Raw genomic sequence first — 18,074 nt, 5'->3', positions numbered from 1 at the left:
GCCGCCAACGAGGACGGCACCTTCAAGTCCGACGAGGAATTGCAGAAGCTCTACGCCGAAGCCGGCCTGGAAGACGGCCGCGACACCATTGCCTATTGCCGGATCGGCGAGCGGTCGAGCCACACGTGGTTCGCGCTGCACGAGCTGCTCGGCGAGCCGAACGTGAAGAACTACGACGGCTCGTGGACCGAGTACGGCTCGCTCGTCGGGGTTCCGATCGAGAAGGACGTCTGACATGTGCGGCGCACCGGCCCAGACGCCGGACCTTCCCGCCAGCGTTGACCTCAGCAAGGAGACGGTGATCTACGGCGTCGTCTCCAAAGACGGTGCCGCGGTGCCGGGCGCGTACGTCCGGCTGCTCGACGGCACCGGCGAGTTCACCGCCGAGGTCGTCACCTCGGCGACCGGTGACTTCCGGTTCTTCGCGGCCCCCGGCCAGTGGACGCTGTCGGTGCTGCACCGCAGCGGCAACGTCCGCAAGGAGGTCCACGCGCTCGAGCCTGGCCTCATCGAGGTGCCGCTCCAGCTGCAGTAGCACGCCCGCTTGTCCCCCGTCCCAGGCATCCGCGACCCGCGTGTCGTGCCCGGGCCGGGGGACAAGTCGTCTCCGGGGCGCAACGGATGAGCGGGCTGCCGCGTCTGGACGGCGTGGATGACCCATTCGCCGCCTTCGTGCGGGCGCACAGCCGCTCGCTGTTCGGCACGGCGTACCTGCTGACCGGTTCCGGCCATGCGGCCGAGGAGCTGCTGCAGGACACGCTCGCCGCCCTCTACCCCAAGTGGACGAAGGTGCAGGCCGCCGAGCAGCCGCTCGCCTACGTGCGCCGGGCGCTGAGCAACCGGTTCGTCAGCACCACCCGGCGCCCCGCTGCTCGCGACGTCGCCGTCTGGCAGCTGCCGGACGCAGCGGCGCCGGGCGACCTCGCCGAGTCCGTCGCCGAGCGCCGCTGGCTCTGGCAGGCGCTCGCCGGGCTGCCCGAGCGGCAGCGCGCCGCGCTCGTGCTGCGGTACTTCCACGACCTGCCGGACGACGAGATCGCGGCCTCGCTCGACTGCCGCGTCGGCACCGTACGCAGCCTGATCAGCCGCGGGCTCGCGAGCATCCGCAGCGACTCGTTCGCCGATCCGTCCACCGCGACCATGGGAGGTGGCCGGTGATGACCGACCTCGAGCACGCCCTGCGCGACACCCTGGTGGCCGCCGAGCACGCGGCGCCGGTGCCTCCTGGCCTGAGCGAGCGACTGCTCGCCGGTGTGAGCGCCCGTCCGTCCGGGCGGGTCGTGCCGTTCCGCCCCCGGTCGTCGGTGCGCCGGGTCCTGCCGCCGCTGCTCGCCGCTGCGGCGGTTGTCGCGGCGGTGGTCACGACCGTGGCCGTTCGCACCACCGCCCACCAGCCCCCCGCGAAGCCGGTGCCGAATCCCGCGCCGTCGCTGCCGACCGTGCCGTTCCCGACCGGGTTCCAGGCCACGAACGTCGACTTCTCCGACGCCACCCACGGCTGGGCGATCGGCGATGCGCACTGCGGCCCGGCGTCGAGGGCACTGCGTCCGCCGGCGCCGGCGATGTGCGCGGCGGTGCTGCGGACGTCGGACGGCGGTGTGCACTGGCAGGCGCTGCCGGCGCCGAAGGGCATCTCGTCGGCGGTGCAGTGCGGGCGTCCGGCGACCGACTGCGCCGACCAGGTGGCCGTCGCCGACGACCGGCACGCCTACCTGTGGGGGCCGTCGCGCCTGTTCGTCACCGCCGACGGCGGACGGACGTGGCGCTCGTCGGCGCAAGCGACCACGACGCTCGTCGTCGTCGGCGGACAGGTGCTGCGCACCGAGGCGCGCAGCACCGGCGCGAACGCCGACGACCGGTTGCTGGCGTCGCCGCTCGACGGCAGCCGCTGGACCGACGTCACGCCCGCCGCCTTCGGCGCGACGCACGGCGACGTGCTGCTGGCGAGGTCGGGTTCGGCAGTGATCGCCGTGGTCGGCGCGCGCGGCGGGCACGGTGCGGCCGCCTTCGGGTCGACCGACGCCGGGCACAGTTGGCGCCGCGTCGTGCCGCAGGTCTGCCCGGCCGGCCGGCCGTACGACCTGAGCGCGTCGGCCGACGGGTCCGCCGCGGTGGTGTGCGACGACGGCAGCGGCCCGCGGGCGACCGAGTTCCTGGTCGACGGGACGGCATTCGTGCCGGTGCCGCTGCCCGGCGTCGACGGCGGCGACCGCGTGGTCGAGCTGCAGGCGGTGGAGCATGGCGTGCTGCTCGCCCGCGTCGGCAACCGCACGCCGGGCCACACGTTCTACCGCAGCACCGACAACGGCGACCACTGGACGCAGGTCGGCACCGACGACGCGACCCAGACCGTCTTCGAGTGGCAGTTGCTCGACGCCCGGCACGGGTACCGGCTGCAGCCGTTCGGCGCGGGCCTGCTGGTCACGTCCGACGGCGGCCGCACCTGGACGCCCCGCCCCTTCCGCCCCTGACCAGGTGTCAGTAGACGAGGGCCTGGACGCCCTCGCGGAGGATCTCGTCGACGAACGACGCCGAGCCGGCGATCCGGACGCCCAGCACCAGCTCGTCCGGGGTGAGGTTGCGCCGCGCCGCGCACTGCGAGCAGACGGTGATCGACCCGGCAGCCAGGATGGTGTCGCGCAGGTCGGCCATGGGCGCGGTGTGGGGCAGCGTGAACTCCTCGGCGCGGCCGGGCACGGCCAGCCAGGTCGCCTCGCCGGTGAGCCAGAGCGACACCCGGGCGCCGGACGCGATGGCGGTCGCCGCGACCGTGAACGCCTGGGCGCACCGCTCCGGCGCCTCGACGCCTGCGGTGCACTTCACGACGAGCGGTCGCGGAGCGGTCATGCCGTTCATCCTGCTGTACCTTCGCCGACATGGAGGCCACCTACCTCGCGATTCTCATCGCCACGTTCGTGGTGATCGGCGTCGTCGGCATCTACATCCTGGTGAAGCTGTTCGCCGGACAGCGCTGAGCAGCGCTGACGTCACCCCGGTGACCGCCGACCGACCCGCCGACACGACCGATCTGCGCACGGGCGCGCCGCTGCACGACGCCCTGCTCGCGCTGCTGCCGCTCGTCGGCACCTGGCGCGGCCGCGGCATCGGCGTCGCCCCGGCGTCCGGCGAGCTGTTCCACTACGAGCAGGAGCTCGTCTTCGCCCATGACGGGCGCCCGTTCCTCGCCTACGCCGCCCGGTCGTGGCTCGTGGACGAGGCCGGCGAGCTGATCCGACCCGCCTGGCGCGAGACCGGCTTCTGGCGCCCGGGCGCCGGCCCCGACGACGTCGAGGTCGTGCTCGCGTCCAACACGGGGCAGGCGCTCGTGCTCGCCGGGACGGCGGGCGACCAGCAGTGGGAGCTCGCCACCACCTCGGCCACCCCCGCCGCGACGGCCAAGCAGGTCGACGGCGAGCGGCGGCTCTACGCCGTGCACACCGGACGGCTCGTCTACGCCACCGAGCTCGCCCCCGCCGGCGCCCCGTTCGCGCCGCACCTCAACGCCGACCTCGTCCGCGCCTGACGGCCGCTGCGCGCTCGACCCGCGATCTTGTGCGGACGCGCCGGAATCCTCCGCGCGTCGTGCACAAGGTCCACGAGCGCATCCCGATCTTGTGCAGACGCGCCGAGATCTTCCGCGTGCCATGCACACGATCCGGTTCGCGCGGGGCGATGCCACCGCCCACCCCGCGGGTGCGGGCAGACCCGATGCACGCAGCAGCCGCTCATCCTCCGCCGACCTTCGCCGATGTAGCTGTGACAGCTTGTCACCGGAGTGGGTAGGTGCTACACAACGTCGTAGGTACCGGCGTGAGGAAGGACACAGCGATGACCGCTGCTGCAATCCCGGATGAGGCCCGCGAGGCCGCGAAGGATGCCGTGCGCAAGACCGCGATCCGGCTGCTCGGGTCGTCGGCCAAGAACTCCTACGACCCCGACCTCGACATCGACTGGGACGCCCCGGTCGAGGACGACATGGCGTTCATGCCGCTCGAGCGCACGTCGCTCTACGGGACGCCGCTGTGGGAGCGGATGAGCGAGCAGCAGCGCATCGAACTCTCGCGCCAGGAGCTCGCGAGCGTCGCCGGCACCGGCCTCTGGTTCGAGATCCTGCTCATCCAGATGCTCGCCCGCTGGTGCTACCACCAGGACCCGCAGGACCCGCGCACCCAGTACGCGCTCACCGAGATCGGCGACGAGACGCGGCACGTCGTCATGTTCAGCAAGGCGATCAAGGCGATGGGCGCCCCGACCTACCGGCCCCGCGGCCTCGTCGACAAGCTGGCGCAGGTCTACCAGGCGATCGCGAAGGGGCCGTCGCTGTTCGCGCCGGTGCTCGTCGCCGAGGAGATCACCGACCGGCTGCAGCGCTCGATGATCAACGACGAGGCGATCCACCCGCTGATCCGCATGGTGAACCGCATCCACGTCGTCGAGGAGGCGCGGCACGTGCGCTTCGCCCGCGAGGAGGTCACCCGCCAGATGGCGACGATCAACCCCGTCGCCAAGGTGGTCAGCAACGTCGCCTCGGCGGTCGTCGGCGCCTTCGTCGTCTCGTCGCTGATCTCGCCGGACGTCTATGCGGCGGTCGGACTCGACCCGAAGGAGGCGCAGCGGCAGGCGCGGAACAACCCGCACTACGCCGAGACGCGACGCTGGATGGGCGAGAAGATCATGGCCTTCCTGACCGACGAGGGCCTGGTGACCTGGTACTCGAAGCCGATCTACCAGCTGGTGTCGCTGCTGTAGCGAAGGGCCGAGGACGTGGCAATCCCCGAGCCGCTTCCACACTGCGCCGTCTGAACGGCGGTGGGGGCCGGCTGGACGGGCCGGCGGCGCGGGGCGCGGGTGGGCTACCGCGTAGTGCTCGCCGCCGCATTCGCGACCGCGGGCGTACGCCTCGCAGATCCAAGCGTGGTGCGGCGACTAGCCGGCAGCCACCTCACGTGTCCGAGAAGTACACAACTCTGGACCACCTCCTTTCCCGTGTACCACGACGGTACGACGCAGGACGGGACCTTCGCCAGCACATTTCGCCCCGGGCCGGCAAGATCGTCCGGGACGAGGGATGGCGGCGTCAGAAGCCGGCGAGCCGCGCCACCTCGGCGTGCAGGTCCGGACGCCGCTCGCGCGCCCGTCCGTCGAGCTCGACGACTTCGACCGGCCCGCGCACCGAGCTGACCAGCCACAGGGCGTCCGCGGCGTGCAGGTCGTCGATGCGCACCAGTCGCCCGCCCACGGTCCAGCCGGCGGCCGCGGCCTGCTCGAACAGCAGCGCCTGCGTCGTGGACGCGAGGATGCCGGTTGCGCCGGTCGGGGTGGTCGTCAGCGAGCGGCCGGACGCCCACACCACGGCCGCCGTCGGCGCCTCGAGCACCGTGCCGTCGACCGCGGTGAGCACGACGTCGTCGACCCCGCGGCGCACCGCCTCGCGCTGCGCCGCCATGTTCACCGCGTATGACAGCGTCTTGACGCCCCCGAGCAGCCACGGCGCGTCGGCGAACGCATCGGCCGTGACACCCCGCGACACGGTGATCACCCGCGCGCCGTCGCGCCGCAGCCGCGCGGTGTCGGGGCCCAGCGCGGTGATCGTCACGTAGCCGGTCGGGACGCCGGTGGACGCGGGCCCGCGCGTCAGCACGAACTTCACCGCGGCCTCGCCGGTCGGGCTCCAGGCCGCGGCGGCCTCCTTCGCAGTGGTCGCGAAGGCGGCCGGGTCGAAGGCGATGTCGAGCGCGGCGGCCGAACGAGCCATGCGGGCCAGGTGCCGGTCGAGCTCGAGCACCTCGCCGTCGCGCAGCAGCAGCCCCTCGAAGCACCCGTCGCCGCGGGTGACCCCCGCGTCGTCCGCCGTGAGCAGCGGGGTGTCGGGAGGCGCGACCCCGCGGCCGACGACGGCGACGACGGACTCGGGGCCGGGCGCACTCGCGATCACCCACGCCAGCCTAGATCCCGCCGGGTCCCGAGCGCCTACCATCCGGAGCGTGACCGAGCTGTCGGCGGCGCTGCACGCGCGCGGCCTGCGGATGACGCCCCAGCGGCAGGGCGTGCTCGACGCCGTGCGCTCGATGGGCCACGCGACGCCCGAACAGATCGCCGACGCGGTCGCGGACGTCGACGTGGCCACGGTCTACCGCACGCTCGAGCTGCTCGAGGAGCTCGGTCTCGTCCGGCACACGCACCTCGGTCACGGCGCCGCGACCTACCGCCCGGCCGACGACGACCACATTCACGTCGTCTGCCACGCCTGCGGCCGCCGGATCGACCAGCCGGCCACGCTCGTCGACGACCTCGCCGACACCCTGCTGCAGCGCGAGGGCTTCGTCATCGACCGCGCCCACCTCACCCTCTTCGGCCGCTGCCGCGACTGTGCCGCGGGCGCGACCCCTGCTGCCCCGGTCACGCGGGAACAAACCGGCCACCACCGGCACTGAACCTGACGATGACCGAGACGACACCCGCCCCCACGCCCGTCCTCGCCAGCGGACGCGACGAGGGCATCCCCTGGCACTACGGCGACCCGCTGCGCGAGCAGCGCACGCTGACCAGCGGCGCCGGCGTCGTCGACCGCAGCAACCGCGCCGTGCTGGCCGTCCCCGGCGACGACCGCCTCGGCTGGCTGCACTCGATCTGCTCGCAGCACCTGAGCAACCTCGCCGACGGCGACAGCACCGAGGCGCTCGTGCTGAGCCCGCACGGCCATGTCGAGCAGCACTGGCAGGTCACCGAGCTCGACGGCACCGTCTGGCTCGACACCGAGCCGGGCGCCGGCGACGACGCGCTGGCCTACCTGCAGAAGATGCGCTTCCTCAAGCGGGTCGAGCCCGCCGACGTGTCCGGCGACCGGGCGGTCCTCTCGCTCGTCGGGCCCGCCACCACGACCGTGCTCGCCGTCGCGGGCCTGCCGGTGCCGGATGCCCACCGCGCGACCGCGCTCGACGCTGGCGGCTTCGTGCGCCGGATGGACGGCCCGGGCGCCGACGCCGCCGACCTGCTCGTGCCGCGCGCCGATCTCGCTGCCTACCGCGACCGGCTGCTCGCCGCGGGCGGCACCCCCGCCGGCATCTGGGCCTACGAGGCGCTGCGCGTCGAGGCGCGCAGGCCGCGCGCGGGCTTCGAGACCGACCACCGCACGATCCCGCACGAGGTCGGCTGGATCGGCGTCGCCGTCCACCTGGACAAGGGCTGCTACCGCGGGCAGGAGACGGTCGCCCGGGTGCAGAACCTCGGCAAGCCGCCGCGCCGGCTCGTGCTGCTGCACCTGTCCGGTGAGGCCGACGCGCTGCCCGAGCCGGGCACGCCGGTCGAGCTCGACGGCCGCACCGTCGGCTTCCTCGGCACCGCCGTGCAGCACCACGAGTACGGCCCGATCGCGCTCGCCGTCATCAAGCGCTCGCTGCCCGACGACGCGGCGCTCACCGTCGCCGGCACGGCCGTCGCGATCGACGCCTGAGCGGGCGCCGGCGGCTCAGACGCCCGCCGGCTCCGGCTCCGCGTCCAGGTCGGTGCCGCGCTCCCACTCGGCGCCGGGTGCCTCGACCGACAGCTGCGGCGTGATGCGGTCGAGCCAGCGCGGGTACCACCAGTTCGCCCGGCCGAGCGCGTGCATCAACGCCGGCACCAGCACGGTGCGCAGCACGAACGCGTCCAGGAAGATGGCGCCGCCGAGACCGAGGCCGACCATCTTGATCACGCGGGCGTCGCCGAACAGGAACCCGAGGAACACCGCGATCATGATCAGCGCCGCGGCGGTGATGATGCCGCCCGTCTCGGCCTGTCCGACGCGCACCGAGTGCCCGTTCTCGCGGGTGTGCACCCACTCCTCGTGCATGCGGCTGACCAGGAAGACCTGGTAGTCCATCGACAGGCCGAACAGGATCGCGAAGAACAGCACCGGCAGGAACGCGTCCACCGGCCCGCCCTTGCCGATGCCGAGCAGGCTGTGCCCCCAGCCCCACTGGAACACCGCGACGAGGACGCCGAACGACGCGCCTGCCGCGAACAGATTCATCACCGCCGCCGACAGCGGGATCAGCACGCTGCGGAACGCGACCATGAGCAGCAGGAACGACAGGCCGATGATCGCCGCGAAGAAGAACGCGATCTTGGACGCGAGCACCGCAGCGAAGTCGACGAAGATCGCCGTCTGCCCGAACACGTAGACCTGCGTGGTCGTGCCGTGCTCGAGCCGGGGCGCGAGGTCGTGGCGCAGTCGGGTGACGAGGTTGGTCGTCGCCTCGGCCTGCGGCGAGCTGGTCGACTTGAAGGTGATGAGCGCCAGCGTCGGGCTGAGCGGCACCGGCCGGATGCTCGTCGGGTTGACGTCGCTGACACCGCGCAGGCCGGTCGTGGCCGCGGCGAGGAAGGCGCGGTCGCTCGCGCCCGGGCCGTCGACGACGAGTTCGAGCGTCGAGTTGTAGCCGGGGCCGAAGCCGGGCGCGTTCGCGATCAGCTCGTAGCCGCGGTAGGTCGTCGAGCCGGGCGGGTCGTTGCTCTCGTCGGCGCGCCCGAGGCGGAGGGAGAAGAACGGGATCGCCAGCACGACGATGACGGCACCGGCCACCAGCCCGAGGCCGAGCTTGCGGTGTGACACCAGCCGCGCCCAGCGGGCCCACCGGGTCGGCCGGTCGCTCACGACGTACGTGCCGGCCTTGACCTGGGCGCGCACGCGCCGCGGCAGCACCTTGTACCCGAGCAGCCGCAGCACCGCCGGCAGCAGCGTCAGCGACGCGACCATGGTGAGGGCGACGGCGATCGCGGTGCCGATGGCGACGCCGTAGAGGAAGCTCACCCCGAGGGCCGTGAGGCCGAGCATGGCGATGCAGACCGTGGCGCCGGCGAAGAGCACGGCGCGTCCGGAGGTGTTGATCGCGTTCTCGATCGACTCGTGCAGTGGCATCCCGTGCAGCACGTTGCGGCGGTGGCGCGTGACGATGAACAGCGCGTAGTCGACGCCGACGCCGATCACCATCAGCTGCGCCAGCTGCGTCGAGAAGGACGCGACGTTCATCGCATGGCTGAGCAGCGAGATCAGCGCGAGGCCGCTGCCGAGTGCGGCGGCGGCCGACAGCAGCGGCAGGGCCGCCGCGCCGACCGTGCGGAAGACGACGGTGAGGATGACCAGTGCGGCGACGAACCCGAACAACTCCGGCGGCACGCCACCGCCGCCGCGGGCAGCGAGGTTCGCGAACGCCGGGCCGGTGAACTCGACCTGCAGCTGCGGGGTGGCCAGCTTGGCCAGCCGGTCGTGCACGCCGCTGAAGTTCTGCACCGCGTTCTCGTTGTACTGCCAGGCGATCGTGACCAGACCGACCGAGCGGTCGGTGCTCAGCAACGGGCTGCCCCCGGGCGCGCGTGGTGTCGGTGTCGCGCCGGTCGGCGTGCAGGCGACGCCGCCCCACGGCGAGGTCGCGCCCGCGACGTGCAGGCCTGCCGGGCACAGTGCCGACAGTGCCGGCAGCAGCCCGTCCGGCGGCGTCGCCGGATCGAGCGCACCGGACGCCGGGTGCAGCACGACCGTGCCGCTCTGGCCGGCGGACGCCCCCTGGCCGGCGTTGCGCAGCAGGTCGAGCACGGTGCCCGACTCGGTGTGCGGCAGGGCGAACGAGTCCTTGTAGGCCGAGCCGCCCGCGGCTGCGGCCAGCGCGTTCGTCAGGACGAGGAACGCCACCCAGCCGGCCACGACGAGCCAGCTGTGGCGGATGGCGAGACGGGCGAGCGAGCGCATGCAGGGGCTCCGGCGGTGCGGTGGAGAAGGGCGTCGACGCGCCGTCGGGACGGGAGTCGCTGCCTGCATGCTGCCACAGTGACGGGTATCGCTTGCTGAGTGCTTGCAATTGCTAGCACCCTTGGGAAGACTGGGTCGAGTGATCACGGAGCCGGTCGAGCAGGCGAAGCGCGGCAGCGCGGCGATCGGTGACTTCATCCGTGAGCAGCGCGAGCAGGCGCAAGTCTCCATGCGGCAGCTCGCCCGGCTCGCCGGCGTCTCCAATCCGTACCTGTCGCAGATCGAACGCGGCCTGCGGAAGCCGAGCGCCGAGATCCTGCAACAGATCGCCAAGGGCCTGGCGATCTCGGCGGAACAGCTCTACGTCCGCGCCGGCATCCTCGAGACGCGCACCGGCAACCCGGAGCTCGTCACGGCAGTGCTGGCCGACGAGGGACTCACCGAGCGGCAGAAGCAGGTGCTGCTCGAGATCTACGAGTCCTTCCGTCGCGAGAACGCCGCCCGTCCCGATGCAGCCGCGGGCGACGCCGCCCCACCGGCCGCCCTTCCCACCACCGACTCAGAGGAGTTCGTCGATGTCCATCACCACTGACCTCCGCGCCTACGCGGACAAGACGGTCGCCAACGCCCAGGCGCAGCTCAACGATGTCACCGGCCAGGCCAACGAGCTGGTCGGCAAGCTGACCGCCCCGGTCAAGACCAACGTCTCCGACCTGCGCGAGAAGGCCACCGAGGCCGTCACCGACCTGCGCACCTCGGCCGAGAAGGCCGTCAACCTCGACGCCCTGAAGTCGGCCGTCGAGCCCTACCTCTCGCAGGTAAAGGGCATCCAGGCCAAGGTGCACGAGCAGGTCGAGACGCTGCTCGAGAAGGGCAAGAGCGACCCGCGCTTCGGCAAGTACGTCGAGACCTTCGAGGTCCGCGTCGTGAAGCCCGTGCTCGAGCTGGCCAACCGCGGCACCAAGCAGGTCGCGGCGACCATCGACAAGGTCGAGGCGCAGGCCGCGCCCGCCACCCGCACCGTGAAGAAGGCGCCGGCGAAGGCCGCCGCCAAGGCCTCGGCCGCGAAGGCGAGCACCACCCGCACGGCGAAGGCCACCGCCACCAAGGCCACCAGCGCCAAGGCCCCGGCCAAGAAGGCGCCCGCCAGGAAGGCGCCGGCCACCAAGGCCTGACGTCCCGAAGACCCCGCACGCTCCCCCGAACGAGCTCCGGCGCTCGACGCCGGGGGCTGTCTCTCCGCGGGGGAAGAGGCGGCCCGTCGCCCCGTCCCGGTTGCACTTCGACCAGGGCGGGGCGACCTGCATGTCCAGTACCGTGGGCTCGTGGACGTCATCGACCAGCTCTACCTCCGCACCGACCAGGTGGTGTTCTGGGGCCTGCTGGTCGTGCGCGTCTGGGCGCTCGCCGACTGCCTGACCCGCAAGTCGGCCGCCTTCCCCGCCGTCGACAAGCTCACCAAGCCGGCGTGGACCGCGATCCTCGCCGTGTCGGTGCTGTTCGCCGTGCTGGTGCCCGTGCCGAGCGGGCCGATCTCGCTCATCACCGCGGTCGTCGCAGCGGTCTACCTCGCCGACGTGCGTCCGGCGGTGCGCGAGATCTCCGGCGGTCGCTGACCGGACGCGACCGGCCCGGCCTCGCCGCGCAGCTCGCCGGAGCGCCACACGGCGGCGCCGAGCACGACGGCGCCCAGGGCGATCGCGGCGACACTGAGGCGGCCGGCCGCGGTGTCCGAGAACCCCATCGGGTCGAGCAGGCAGCCGACCGCGCTGAGCAGCATGACGATGCTGCGCCGCAGGCTCGTCACGGTCGGTGCGAGGCAGACGACACCCCAGAGCAGGAACCAGGGGTGCACGTCCGGTGCGAGCAGCGCCATCGCCAGCAACGTGTACCCGACCGAGTGGTCGAGCGGGCGCAGCTGCGCCGTGCTCAGCAGGTAGGCGAAGATCGCGCTCATCGCGATGATCGCCGCCAGCCGGCCGCCCGCGGCCAGGTCGTCGAACGAGGCGCCGCGCACCACCGGTGCGAGCAGCCGGCCGATCGCGTTGGCCGGCGCGTACACGACGTACTCCGAGAACTGCGACGACGCGGTGCGCGTCCAGCCGACGCCGTCGTCGACCGCCAGGTGGGCGACGAGCAGGATGACCGCCGCCTGCACGGCGTCCCGGCCGGCGACCCGGCGCGCCGAGCCGCCCCGGCGCCCCAGCACATGCGCGGTGAGCAGGAAGGGCAGCGCGACCAGCAGCACCGGCAGCAGGCAGCCGGCGATCGTCACCAGCAGCACGGCCCGGGCCCACCGCCGCTGGTCGGCCGCGGCGAGCCCGGTCAGCAGCAGGCCCACGGCGAGACCGTCGAGATGCGCCGCCGAGACGACGTAGAGCAGCACCAGGGGGTTCAGCGCGGTCAGGACGAGGGCGCGGCTGCGGCGCCGTCCGCCGAGGTCGGCCGCCGCGCGTCCGATGAGCACGACGGCGAACACGCCGACCGCGCGCAGCAGCAGCAACGCCGGCAACGGGTGTCCGCCCGCCGCGGCGACGGCCAGGTGCTGCGCGACCGTGCCGAGCGGGCCGGTCGCCGACGGGATGCCGCGCAGCGAGGCGTCGATCGCGGACACCAGGTGCGTCTGCGGCAGGGCGGCGACGGGCACGCGGTACGGATCGGCGCCGTCGCGCTGCAGCAGGCCGCGCGCGACGTCGAGCAGCGCGTGCGAGTCGAGCAGCGGTGGGGTCAGCACGAGCGGCGCGGACCAGGCCGCGACGATCGTCCAGATGCGGCTCTCGGGCAGCCGGCGCCGCCGGACGGTCGCGACCGCCGTGCCCCACAGCGCGAGCAGTGCCGCGATGGCGGCGAGCGTCACGATGCCGGCGACCACCGCCGTGTGGTCCTGGCCGCGGGAGGTCGACAGGCCGAACCAGGGGGTGATGCTCGCGCTGCGGCCCGCGGCGTCGGCGCGCGCGCCGGCCACGCCGACCACCGCGGTGATGACGGCGCCCGACGTCGCGAGGGCGAGCGTCGGACGCGCCCGGAGCGCGGCCTGCGCGACGTTGAGTGCGTGCAGCGTCCTCACCACGACGTCGTTCATGAGGCCTGCATCATCGCAGCGCCGTCGAGGGGCCGATCATCGCCGGGCGGCACGGTCGTCCGGGAGCGAGATGGGGGCCGCGCCCCCGGACGACCGCCTGGGTGCACCGTCCACCGGGGCGGCGTGGTGCGCGGTCCCGGTGGGGGATCTTGTGCCCGCCGAGCATCGCGCGCGCCGCGGTGCCCGCGGCAGGGTCCAACGTCGCGAAGATCAAGTACCTGCGGCCCCACCGGGCGATCCGGCGGCCGGTTCAGGCGATGGTCCTTCGCGAATCGTGCCCATAGACCCGTGACACTGCGTCACAGCTGCGGCTTGAATGAGCGAGGCGGTCACAGGGATCCGCGGGGGAGCCCGGTGAACGCCGGCCGACGAGTGGGTCGGCGAGTTCGGTCGTGACCAGGATGACGACCGGGGTCGCCGACCCACAGTCACGTCCCGGACGTGCCGCTCGACCGCCGGTCGTTCGACTTGGCCGCCCCGTCGGTCGTGTCCTCCGCGAGGGCCGTCCGCAGCGCCGGGACGAAGGCCTCGGCGAGCTCGGCGTACCCGGCCTCGTTGGGATGGAAGTGGTCGCTGGCCAGCTTGCCGCGCCACGACCGCGGGCCGCCCGTGCGCAGGTCGACCAGCCGCACGCGTCCGTCGGCGGCGGCCGTCTCCAGCCGGGCGTTGACCGAGCGGGCAGCGGCGCGCGGCTGCGGCATCGTCGCGACGATCGCACCGACCGGCAGCCGGCGCAGCAGTTCGGTGAAGGCGCCGGGCAGGGCGTCGCGGTGCGCGCGCCGCATGAGGTCGTTCGCGCCGATGAAGACGGTGACGACGTCGGCCCCGTGCGGCCCCTCGGGTGCCGGGGGCAGTGCCGACCAGGCCGGCAGTTGCTGATCGAGCACGTCCGGCACGCGTGCGCCGCTGGCCGACAGGTTCACGACCACCAGCCCGTCGGCGGCCGGGCCGAGCCGGCGCCGCGCGCTGTCGACCCAGCCGGCGTCGAAGCGCGGCGCGCCGATGCCCTGCGACATCGAGTCGCCCAGGACGATCCACCGGCGCCCCGGCACGGTGAGCGCCCGACGGTTCGCGGCGTGCCAGGCGGCCGCCCAGGGCGCGTGCTCGCGCTGCACCCGTGCGACGCCGGGCAGCAGGGCGGCCGCGAGCCGGACGAACGGCCCGCTCGGGCGTCCGGTGACGTTCGCGTAGTCGAGGGCTGGCTCCACGTCCGGTCCCAACGATCGGACCCACGAGGCGATGCCCGCCGCGGCCGATCGTCACACGGGACGAACCGGTCGCCCGTCCCCAGGCGAACCGCGACGCCCTGGCCGACGAACAGTGGGTATGCGTCCCCCCGCCGCGTCCCGCCGTCGTGTCGTGCTCGTCGTCGCCGTGCTGCTCGGCGCGCTGCTCGGCGCCACCGCCTGCAGCAGCAGCGGGGGCGGTGCGGCTCCGGCGACGTCGTCCGCGCCGCCGGTGAGCGGCCCGGTCGTCTCGCTCAAGGGCCTGATGTTCAACCCTGCGGTGCTCACGGTGAAGGTCGGGACGACCGTGACCTGGCGCAACGACGAGCCGATCACCCACACGATCACAGCGGGGCAGGTGACCGGGGTCGATCGCACCACCGGCCTGCGCAGCGGGCAGCACCCGAGCGGCCTGTTCGACCGCCGACTCGCCGGTCAGGGCGACACCTTCTCGTACCGGTTCACCAAGGCGGGCACGTACTCGTACTACTGCGACATCCACTACGGGATGAACGCCCGCGTCATCGTCCGGCCCTGACTACCCGCGCGTCGGCGACGTCAAACATCGATTTCCGAGGTCGAGACCGAATCGTTGTGGAATTCGCGGAACCGCGCTCGCTGAGGAATTTCTCATCGATTTTCTGCGCCGCCGGTGAAACCACGGAGCACCTCCCGAGCGAAACCCCTCATGACACGGTGCCCCGCACCGATTGACCCCGAGAGAGGATCAGCAATGCGCAAGATCACCCTCGCTGCCACCGGTTCGTTCGCGGCGCTCGCCGTGGCGCTCACCGGCTGCAGCAGCAGCGGCGGCGGCTCGACCAACACCTCGAGCGCCCCGGCCGGCGCGGCGAGCACGTCGGCGACCAGCAGCGACACCATGACCAGCACTCCCGCTGCCCCGTCGAGCGGCGCCTCGGGCGCCGGTGCTGCCACCTTCGGCTCGGCCTGCGGCGCGGTGCCGAAGACCGGTGCCGGCAGCTTCGACGGCATGGCGACCGACCCGGTCGCGACGGCCGCCTCGAACAACCCGGTGCTGTCGACCCTGGTCAGCGCCGTGAAGGCCGCCGGTCTCGTCGACACCCTGAACAGCCAGCAGGCCATCACCGTCTTCGCGCCCTACAACGGTGCGTTCGCGAACATCCCGAAGGCCACGCTCGACAGCGTCCTGAAGGACAAGGCCCTGCTGACCAAGATCCTGACCTACCACGTGGTGGCCGGCAAGATCTCGCCGGACCAGCTGCCGGGCACGCACAAGACGCTCGAGGGTGACAACGTCGTGGTCAAGGGCTCGGCCCCCGACCTGACCGTCGGCCCGAACGGCACCGAGGCGCACGTGATCTGCGGCAACGTCCAGACCGCCAACGCGACCGTGTACATCATCGACTCCGTGATGATGCCGCCCACCAAGTAAGACCGTCACAGCGGGGATGACCGGTCGTCGGTCATCCCCGCTGTGCTGTTCCCGGACCCTTCCGACAACGAGGGTCCTCCGCCCGAACCCCTGAGCGAGTCGCCATGAAGGCCGTCCTCCAGCACCTCCGCCGCACCGGCATCGGCGCCCTCGTCGGCCTGCTCGCCGCGGGTACCGCCCTCGGTGTCGGTGAATTCGTGGCGGCGTTCGTCCGGCCGAGCGCCGCGCCGGTCATCGCGGTCGGCAACAAATTCGTGCTGCTCACGCCGGAATCGCTCAAGGAATTCGCGATCCGTCATTTCGGCAGCAATGACAAGAATGTGCTGCTGAGTGGTATCTACGTCGTGATCGCCGTGCTCGCGGTGGTTCTCGGCGTGCTCGCGCTGCGCCGCCTCTGGATCGGCCTGCTGGGGCTCGTGCTCTTCGGCGCCGTGGGGGTGTGGGCGGCCGCCACCGCCAACGCGTCCCGCGCCAGCGACATCGTCCCGACCCTCATCGGCACGGCTGCCGCACTGGTCGTGCTCACCGCCCTCGTCCGGGCGTTCGGCGGCGGGCAGCAGTGGCCGCTGCCGCGTCGCTGGCGCAGTGCCGAGACCGCTCCGGGCGACGGCGCCCGGCGGTCGCCCGACCGGCGCGCGTTCCTGCTCGGCTCGGCCGGTGTCGCGGTGCTCGCCGCCGGGTCGGGCGTCGGTGGTCGCGCCCTGCAGCACGCCCGGTTCGACGCCGAGCGTTCGCGCCGCGCGGTCGTGCTGCCACGCCCCGCCAGCCCGGCGCCCCCGCTGCCGGCAGGTGTCGACCTCGGCCGCGGCGCCGTCCCGTTCATCACGCCCAACAACGACTTCTACCGCGTCGACACCGCGCTCACCGTCCCGCAGTTGCCGGCCGACACATGGCAGCTGCGCATCCACGGCCAGCTCGACCACCCGATGACCCTGAGCTTCGACGACCTGTTGTCGCGTCCGCTGATCGAGCGCTGGATCACGATGACCTGCGTCTCCGACGCCGTCGGCGGTCCGTACGTGAGTACCGCCAAGTTCCTGGGCGTGCCGCTCGCGCCGCTGCTGAAGGAGGCCGGTGTGCACGCCGACGCAGACCAACTCGTCGGCACCTCGTCGGACGGCATGACGATCGGCACGCCGATCCCGGTGATCATGGACGGCCGCGACGCGATGCTGGCCGTCGGCATGAACGGCGAGCCGCTGCCGCTGGCGCACGGCTTCCCGTGCCGCATGCTCGTCCCCGGTCTCTACGGGTACGTCTCGGCGACGAAGTGGCTGGTCGACCTCGAGGCCACGACGTTCGCGAAGACCAGCACCTACTGGGTCGACCGCAAGTGGGCACCGAAGGCGCCGATCCGCATGGAGTCGCGCATCGACACCCCGAAGGGGCTCACCCAGCTCACCAAGGGTCAGAAGATCATGATCGCGGGTGTCGCGTGGCACCAGACCATCGGCATCAAGTCGGTGCAGGTGCGCATCGACGAGGGACCGTGGATGGACGCCGACCTGGGGCGCGTGCCGTCGGTCGACACGTGGGTGCAGTGGTCGGTGCCGTGGACCGTGGCCGGCGACGGACCGGTGACCCTGCAGGTGCGGGCCATCGACAACCACGGCGAGGTGCAGGACTCGGCCCGCCGCGGGGTCTTCCCGTCCGGCGCCACCGGCTGGCACTCGATCGTCGTGACGGTGTCCTGACCGGGACGCGTCAGGGCCGCGCGCGGTGCACGTGCGCGCGCTGGCCGTCGCGGTCGAACACCATCAGCACCTCGGCGGCGCGGCCGACGGCCGAGAAGGCGTGCGGCGTCATCGTGGCGAACTCGGCCGCCTCGCCCGCGGCCACGAGGATGTCGCGGTCGCCGAGCGAGAGGCGGATGCGTCCGCTGAGCACGTAGAGCCAGTCGTGGCCGGGGTGCACCCGTTGCGGCGGGCGGGCCGTCGTGGGCTCGAGACGCATCTTGATCGCGATGCGGCTGTCGTCCGGGCGGGTCAGCAGCCAGGTGGTGCGGCCCGCGCGGGTGGTCGGCGTCGGGCGGATGAGCACGTCGTCGTCGGACCGTACGTCCAGCAGGGCGTCGAGCCCGATCTGCAGCCCGGTGGCCAGGGGCAGCAGGACGTCGAGGCCGATGCCGCGCTTGCCGGTCTCGATGCGGCTGATCGTCGACGGGCTGAGGTTCGTGCGTGCCGCCAGCTCGTCCAGCGACAGGCCGAGGGTGGTGCGCAGGCTGCGCAGCCGCGTGCGCACGAGGCTCTCGACGTCGTTGCCCGCTCGCATGGTGCAGCTCCGTCCTTGCGGATCCTGCAAGGAGTATCGCACGAACCGCGAGGGCGTCCTACCGTCGACTGCATGAGCCACACGCACCACGCCCACGCCGCGCCCGCCGTCGTCCGTCACTGCGACGTCGTCGTGCTCGGCGAATCGGCGGCCGGCCTCGCGGCAGCGCTCGAGCTCGGCCGCGCGCGGCGTTCCGTCATCGTGGTCGGCGGGGGCGGGGCGGCGACGCCCGACGTTGCGGCCCTGCGCGACGACGTGCACCGACACGGCGGCGAGATCCTCGCCATGGGCGTCGCGGACGTCGCGTCGGGCGACGGCACGGTGCGCGTCGAGCTGCCCGAGGGCAATGCGGTC

Annotated in this window: 20 protein-coding genes and 1 pseudogene; 15 read left to right on the top strand and 6 right to left on the bottom strand. The window is 72.9% G+C overall.

What is annotated here, in order from left to right; translation table 11 throughout:
* The 4 genes from ACTHMS_RS12530 to ACTHMS_RS12515 all read left to right on the top strand — a co-directional run.
* Positions 1 to 234, top strand: a 234-nt coding sequence (locus tag ACTHMS_RS12530; RefSeq protein WP_440307000.1) for a sulfurtransferase, incomplete at its 5' end; no start/stop codon positions are given.
* Position 235: 1 nt separating this feature from the next.
* Positions 236 to 535 carry a DUF1416 domain-containing protein gene (locus ACTHMS_RS12525; protein WP_440306999.1) on the top strand — a complete coding sequence of 100 codons (300 nt, stop codon included), beginning with the start codon at positions 236 to 238 and terminating at the stop codon, positions 533 to 535.
* Between the two features lie 113 nt (positions 536 to 648).
* The gene (locus tag ACTHMS_RS12520) at positions 649 to 1,158 is read left to right on the top strand and encodes a SigE family RNA polymerase sigma factor (protein WP_440306998.1); all 510 of its coding nucleotides are present in this window, start codon (positions 649 to 651) and stop codon (positions 1,156 to 1,158) included.
* Positions 1,158 to 2,471, top strand: coding sequence for a WD40/YVTN/BNR-like repeat-containing protein (locus ACTHMS_RS12515; RefSeq protein ID WP_440306997.1), 1,314 nt, complete (start codon positions 1,158 to 1,160; stop codon positions 2,469 to 2,471). Before ACTHMS_RS12520 ends, ACTHMS_RS12515 begins: the two co-directional genes overlap by 1 nt.
* Before the next feature lie 7 nt (positions 2,472 to 2,478).
* On the opposite strand, the gene ACTHMS_RS12510 is transcribed toward ACTHMS_RS12515, so the two are convergent.
* Entirely contained in the window at positions 2,479 to 2,847 is a 369-nt protein-coding gene (locus ACTHMS_RS12510) for a DsrE family protein (RefSeq protein WP_440306996.1), read from the bottom strand.
* Positions 2,848 to 2,995: 148 nt separating this feature from the next.
* Between ACTHMS_RS12510 and ACTHMS_RS12505 the strand changes: the two genes are divergently transcribed.
* Both ACTHMS_RS12505 and ACTHMS_RS12500 read left to right on the top strand, forming a co-directional pair.
* Complete coding sequence (locus ACTHMS_RS12505; protein WP_440306995.1) at positions 2,996 to 3,523, top strand: FABP family protein; 528 nt, start codon at positions 2,996 to 2,998, stop codon at positions 3,521 to 3,523.
* A 305-nt stretch (positions 3,524 to 3,828) separates the two neighbouring features.
* The gene (locus ACTHMS_RS12500) at positions 3,829 to 4,749 is read left to right on the top strand and encodes an AurF N-oxygenase family protein (protein ID WP_440306994.1); all 921 of its coding nucleotides are present in this window, start codon (positions 3,829 to 3,831) and stop codon (positions 4,747 to 4,749) included.
* Positions 4,750 to 5,077: 328 nt separating this feature from the next.
* On the opposite strand, the gene ACTHMS_RS12495 is transcribed toward ACTHMS_RS12500, so the two are convergent.
* The gene (locus ACTHMS_RS12495) at positions 5,078 to 5,935 is read right to left on the bottom strand and encodes an aminodeoxychorismate lyase (RefSeq protein ID WP_440306993.1); all 858 of its coding nucleotides are present in this window, start codon (positions 5,933 to 5,935) and stop codon (positions 5,078 to 5,080) included.
* Positions 5,936 to 5,984: 49 nt separating this feature from the next.
* Between ACTHMS_RS12495 and ACTHMS_RS12490 the strand changes: the two genes are divergently transcribed.
* Complete coding sequence (locus ACTHMS_RS12490; RefSeq protein ID WP_440306992.1) at positions 5,985 to 6,434, top strand: Fur family transcriptional regulator; 450 nt, start codon at positions 5,985 to 5,987, stop codon at positions 6,432 to 6,434.
* Positions 6,435 to 6,442: 8 nt separating this feature from the next.
* Positions 6,443 to 7,453 carry a CAF17-like 4Fe-4S cluster assembly/insertion protein YgfZ gene (gene ygfZ, locus ACTHMS_RS12485; RefSeq protein ID WP_440306991.1) on the top strand — a complete coding sequence of 337 codons (1,011 nt, stop codon included), beginning with the start codon at positions 6,443 to 6,445 and terminating at the stop codon, positions 7,451 to 7,453.
* A gap of 15 nt (positions 7,454 to 7,468) precedes the next feature.
* On the opposite strand, the gene ACTHMS_RS12480 is transcribed toward ygfZ, so the two are convergent.
* Complete coding sequence (locus tag ACTHMS_RS12480; protein WP_440306990.1) at positions 7,469 to 9,727, bottom strand: MMPL family transporter; 2,259 nt, start codon at positions 9,725 to 9,727, stop codon at positions 7,469 to 7,471.
* 139 nt (positions 9,728 to 9,866) lie between these two features.
* Between ACTHMS_RS12480 and ACTHMS_RS12475 the strand changes: the two genes are divergently transcribed.
* From ACTHMS_RS12475 to ACTHMS_RS12465, 3 genes are all read left to right on the top strand, one after another.
* On the top strand, positions 9,867 to 10,319 hold the full coding sequence (locus ACTHMS_RS12475; protein WP_440306989.1) for a helix-turn-helix domain-containing protein: 453 nt from the start codon (positions 9,867 to 9,869) through the stop codon (positions 10,317 to 10,319).
* Positions 10,303 to 10,902, top strand: a complete 600-nt coding sequence (locus ACTHMS_RS12470) for a hypothetical protein (RefSeq protein WP_440306988.1) — start codon at positions 10,303 to 10,305, stop codon at positions 10,900 to 10,902. The genes ACTHMS_RS12475 and ACTHMS_RS12470 overlap by 17 nt, the downstream gene beginning before the upstream one ends.
* Positions 10,903 to 11,052: 150 nt before the next feature.
* On the top strand, positions 11,053 to 11,343 hold the full coding sequence (locus ACTHMS_RS12465; RefSeq protein ID WP_440306987.1) for a DUF2516 family protein: 291 nt from the start codon (positions 11,053 to 11,055) through the stop codon (positions 11,341 to 11,343).
* On the opposite strand, the gene ACTHMS_RS12460 is transcribed toward ACTHMS_RS12465, so the two are convergent.
* Positions 11,292 to 12,809, bottom strand: coding sequence for a hypothetical protein (locus tag ACTHMS_RS12460; protein WP_440306986.1), 1,518 nt, complete (start codon positions 12,807 to 12,809; stop codon positions 11,292 to 11,294). The two genes, ACTHMS_RS12465 and ACTHMS_RS12460, sit on opposite strands and share 52 nt — an antisense overlap.
* Before the next feature lie 428 nt (positions 12,810 to 13,237).
* Complete coding sequence (locus ACTHMS_RS12455; RefSeq protein WP_440306985.1) at positions 13,238 to 14,017, bottom strand: SGNH/GDSL hydrolase family protein; 780 nt, start codon at positions 14,015 to 14,017, stop codon at positions 13,238 to 13,240.
* A gap of 118 nt (positions 14,018 to 14,135) precedes the next feature.
* On the opposite strand from ACTHMS_RS12455, the gene ACTHMS_RS12450 reads away from it, so the two are divergent.
* From ACTHMS_RS12450 to ACTHMS_RS12440, 3 genes are all read left to right on the top strand, one after another.
* Positions 14,136 to 14,573, top strand: a complete 438-nt coding sequence (locus tag ACTHMS_RS12450) for a cupredoxin domain-containing protein (RefSeq protein ID WP_440306984.1) — start codon at positions 14,136 to 14,138, stop codon at positions 14,571 to 14,573.
* Between the two features lie 195 nt (positions 14,574 to 14,768).
* Positions 14,769 to 15,449 (top strand): fasciclin domain-containing protein, encoded by a 681-nt coding sequence (locus tag ACTHMS_RS12445; protein ID WP_440306983.1) that lies wholly within the window; start codon positions 14,769 to 14,771, stop codon positions 15,447 to 15,449.
* 104 nt (positions 15,450 to 15,553) lie between these two features.
* A complete protein-coding gene (locus tag ACTHMS_RS12440; protein ID WP_440306982.1) occupies positions 15,554 to 17,143 on the top strand; it encodes a molybdopterin-dependent oxidoreductase in 1,590 nt (529 codons plus the stop codon).
* 10 nt (positions 17,144 to 17,153) lie between these two features.
* Here ACTHMS_RS12440 and ACTHMS_RS12435 read toward each other — a convergent pair whose 3' ends face one another.
* Positions 17,154 to 17,720 (bottom strand): helix-turn-helix domain-containing protein, encoded by a 567-nt coding sequence (locus tag ACTHMS_RS12435; protein WP_440306981.1) that lies wholly within the window; start codon positions 17,718 to 17,720, stop codon positions 17,154 to 17,156.
* Between the two features lie 72 nt (positions 17,721 to 17,792).
* Here ACTHMS_RS12435 and ACTHMS_RS12430 point away from each other — a divergent pair.
* A pseudogene (locus ACTHMS_RS12430) lies at positions 17,793 to 18,074 on the top strand (SAM-dependent methyltransferase); the annotation flags it as partial.

This window comes from Jatrophihabitans sp. (assembly GCF_051960575.1).
Taxonomy (GTDB): domain Bacteria; phylum Actinomycetota; class Actinomycetes; order Mycobacteriales; family Jatrophihabitantaceae; genus JBQCEE01.
This window is presented reverse-complemented; position numbering and strand designations above follow the sequence as displayed.

Coding starts and splice junctions, on each gene's coding strand:
- ACTHMS_RS12435 (WP_440306981.1), bottom strand. CDS start 17,720: ATGCGAGCGGGCAACGACGTCGAGAGCCTCGTGCGCACGCGGCTGCGC.
- ACTHMS_RS12525 (WP_440306999.1), top strand. CDS start 236: ATGTGCGGCGCACCGGCCCAGACGCCGGACCTTCCCGCCAGCGTTGAC.
- ACTHMS_RS12500 (WP_440306994.1), top strand. CDS start 3,829: ATGACCGCTGCTGCAATCCCGGATGAGGCCCGCGAGGCCGCGAAGGAT.
- ACTHMS_RS12460 (WP_440306986.1), bottom strand. CDS start 12,809: ATGAACGACGTCGTGGTGAGGACGCTGCACGCACTCAACGTCGCGCAG.
- ACTHMS_RS12515 (WP_440306997.1), top strand. CDS start 1,158: ATGACCGACCTCGAGCACGCCCTGCGCGACACCCTGGTGGCCGCCGAG.
- ACTHMS_RS12510 (WP_440306996.1), bottom strand. CDS start 2,847: ATGACCGCTCCGCGACCGCTCGTCGTGAAGTGCACCGCAGGCGTCGAG.
- ygfZ (WP_440306991.1), top strand. CDS start 6,443: ATGACCGAGACGACACCCGCCCCCACGCCCGTCCTCGCCAGCGGACGC.
- ACTHMS_RS12445 (WP_440306983.1), top strand. CDS start 14,769: ATGCGCAAGATCACCCTCGCTGCCACCGGTTCGTTCGCGGCGCTCGCC.
- ACTHMS_RS12480 (WP_440306990.1), bottom strand. CDS start 9,727: ATGCGCTCGCTCGCCCGTCTCGCCATCCGCCACAGCTGGCTCGTCGTG.
- ACTHMS_RS12450 (WP_440306984.1), top strand. CDS start 14,136: ATGCGTCCCCCCGCCGCGTCCCGCCGTCGTGTCGTGCTCGTCGTCGCC.
- ACTHMS_RS12470 (WP_440306988.1), top strand. CDS start 10,303: ATGTCCATCACCACTGACCTCCGCGCCTACGCGGACAAGACGGTCGCC.
- ACTHMS_RS12440 (WP_440306982.1), top strand. CDS start 15,554: ATGAAGGCCGTCCTCCAGCACCTCCGCCGCACCGGCATCGGCGCCCTC.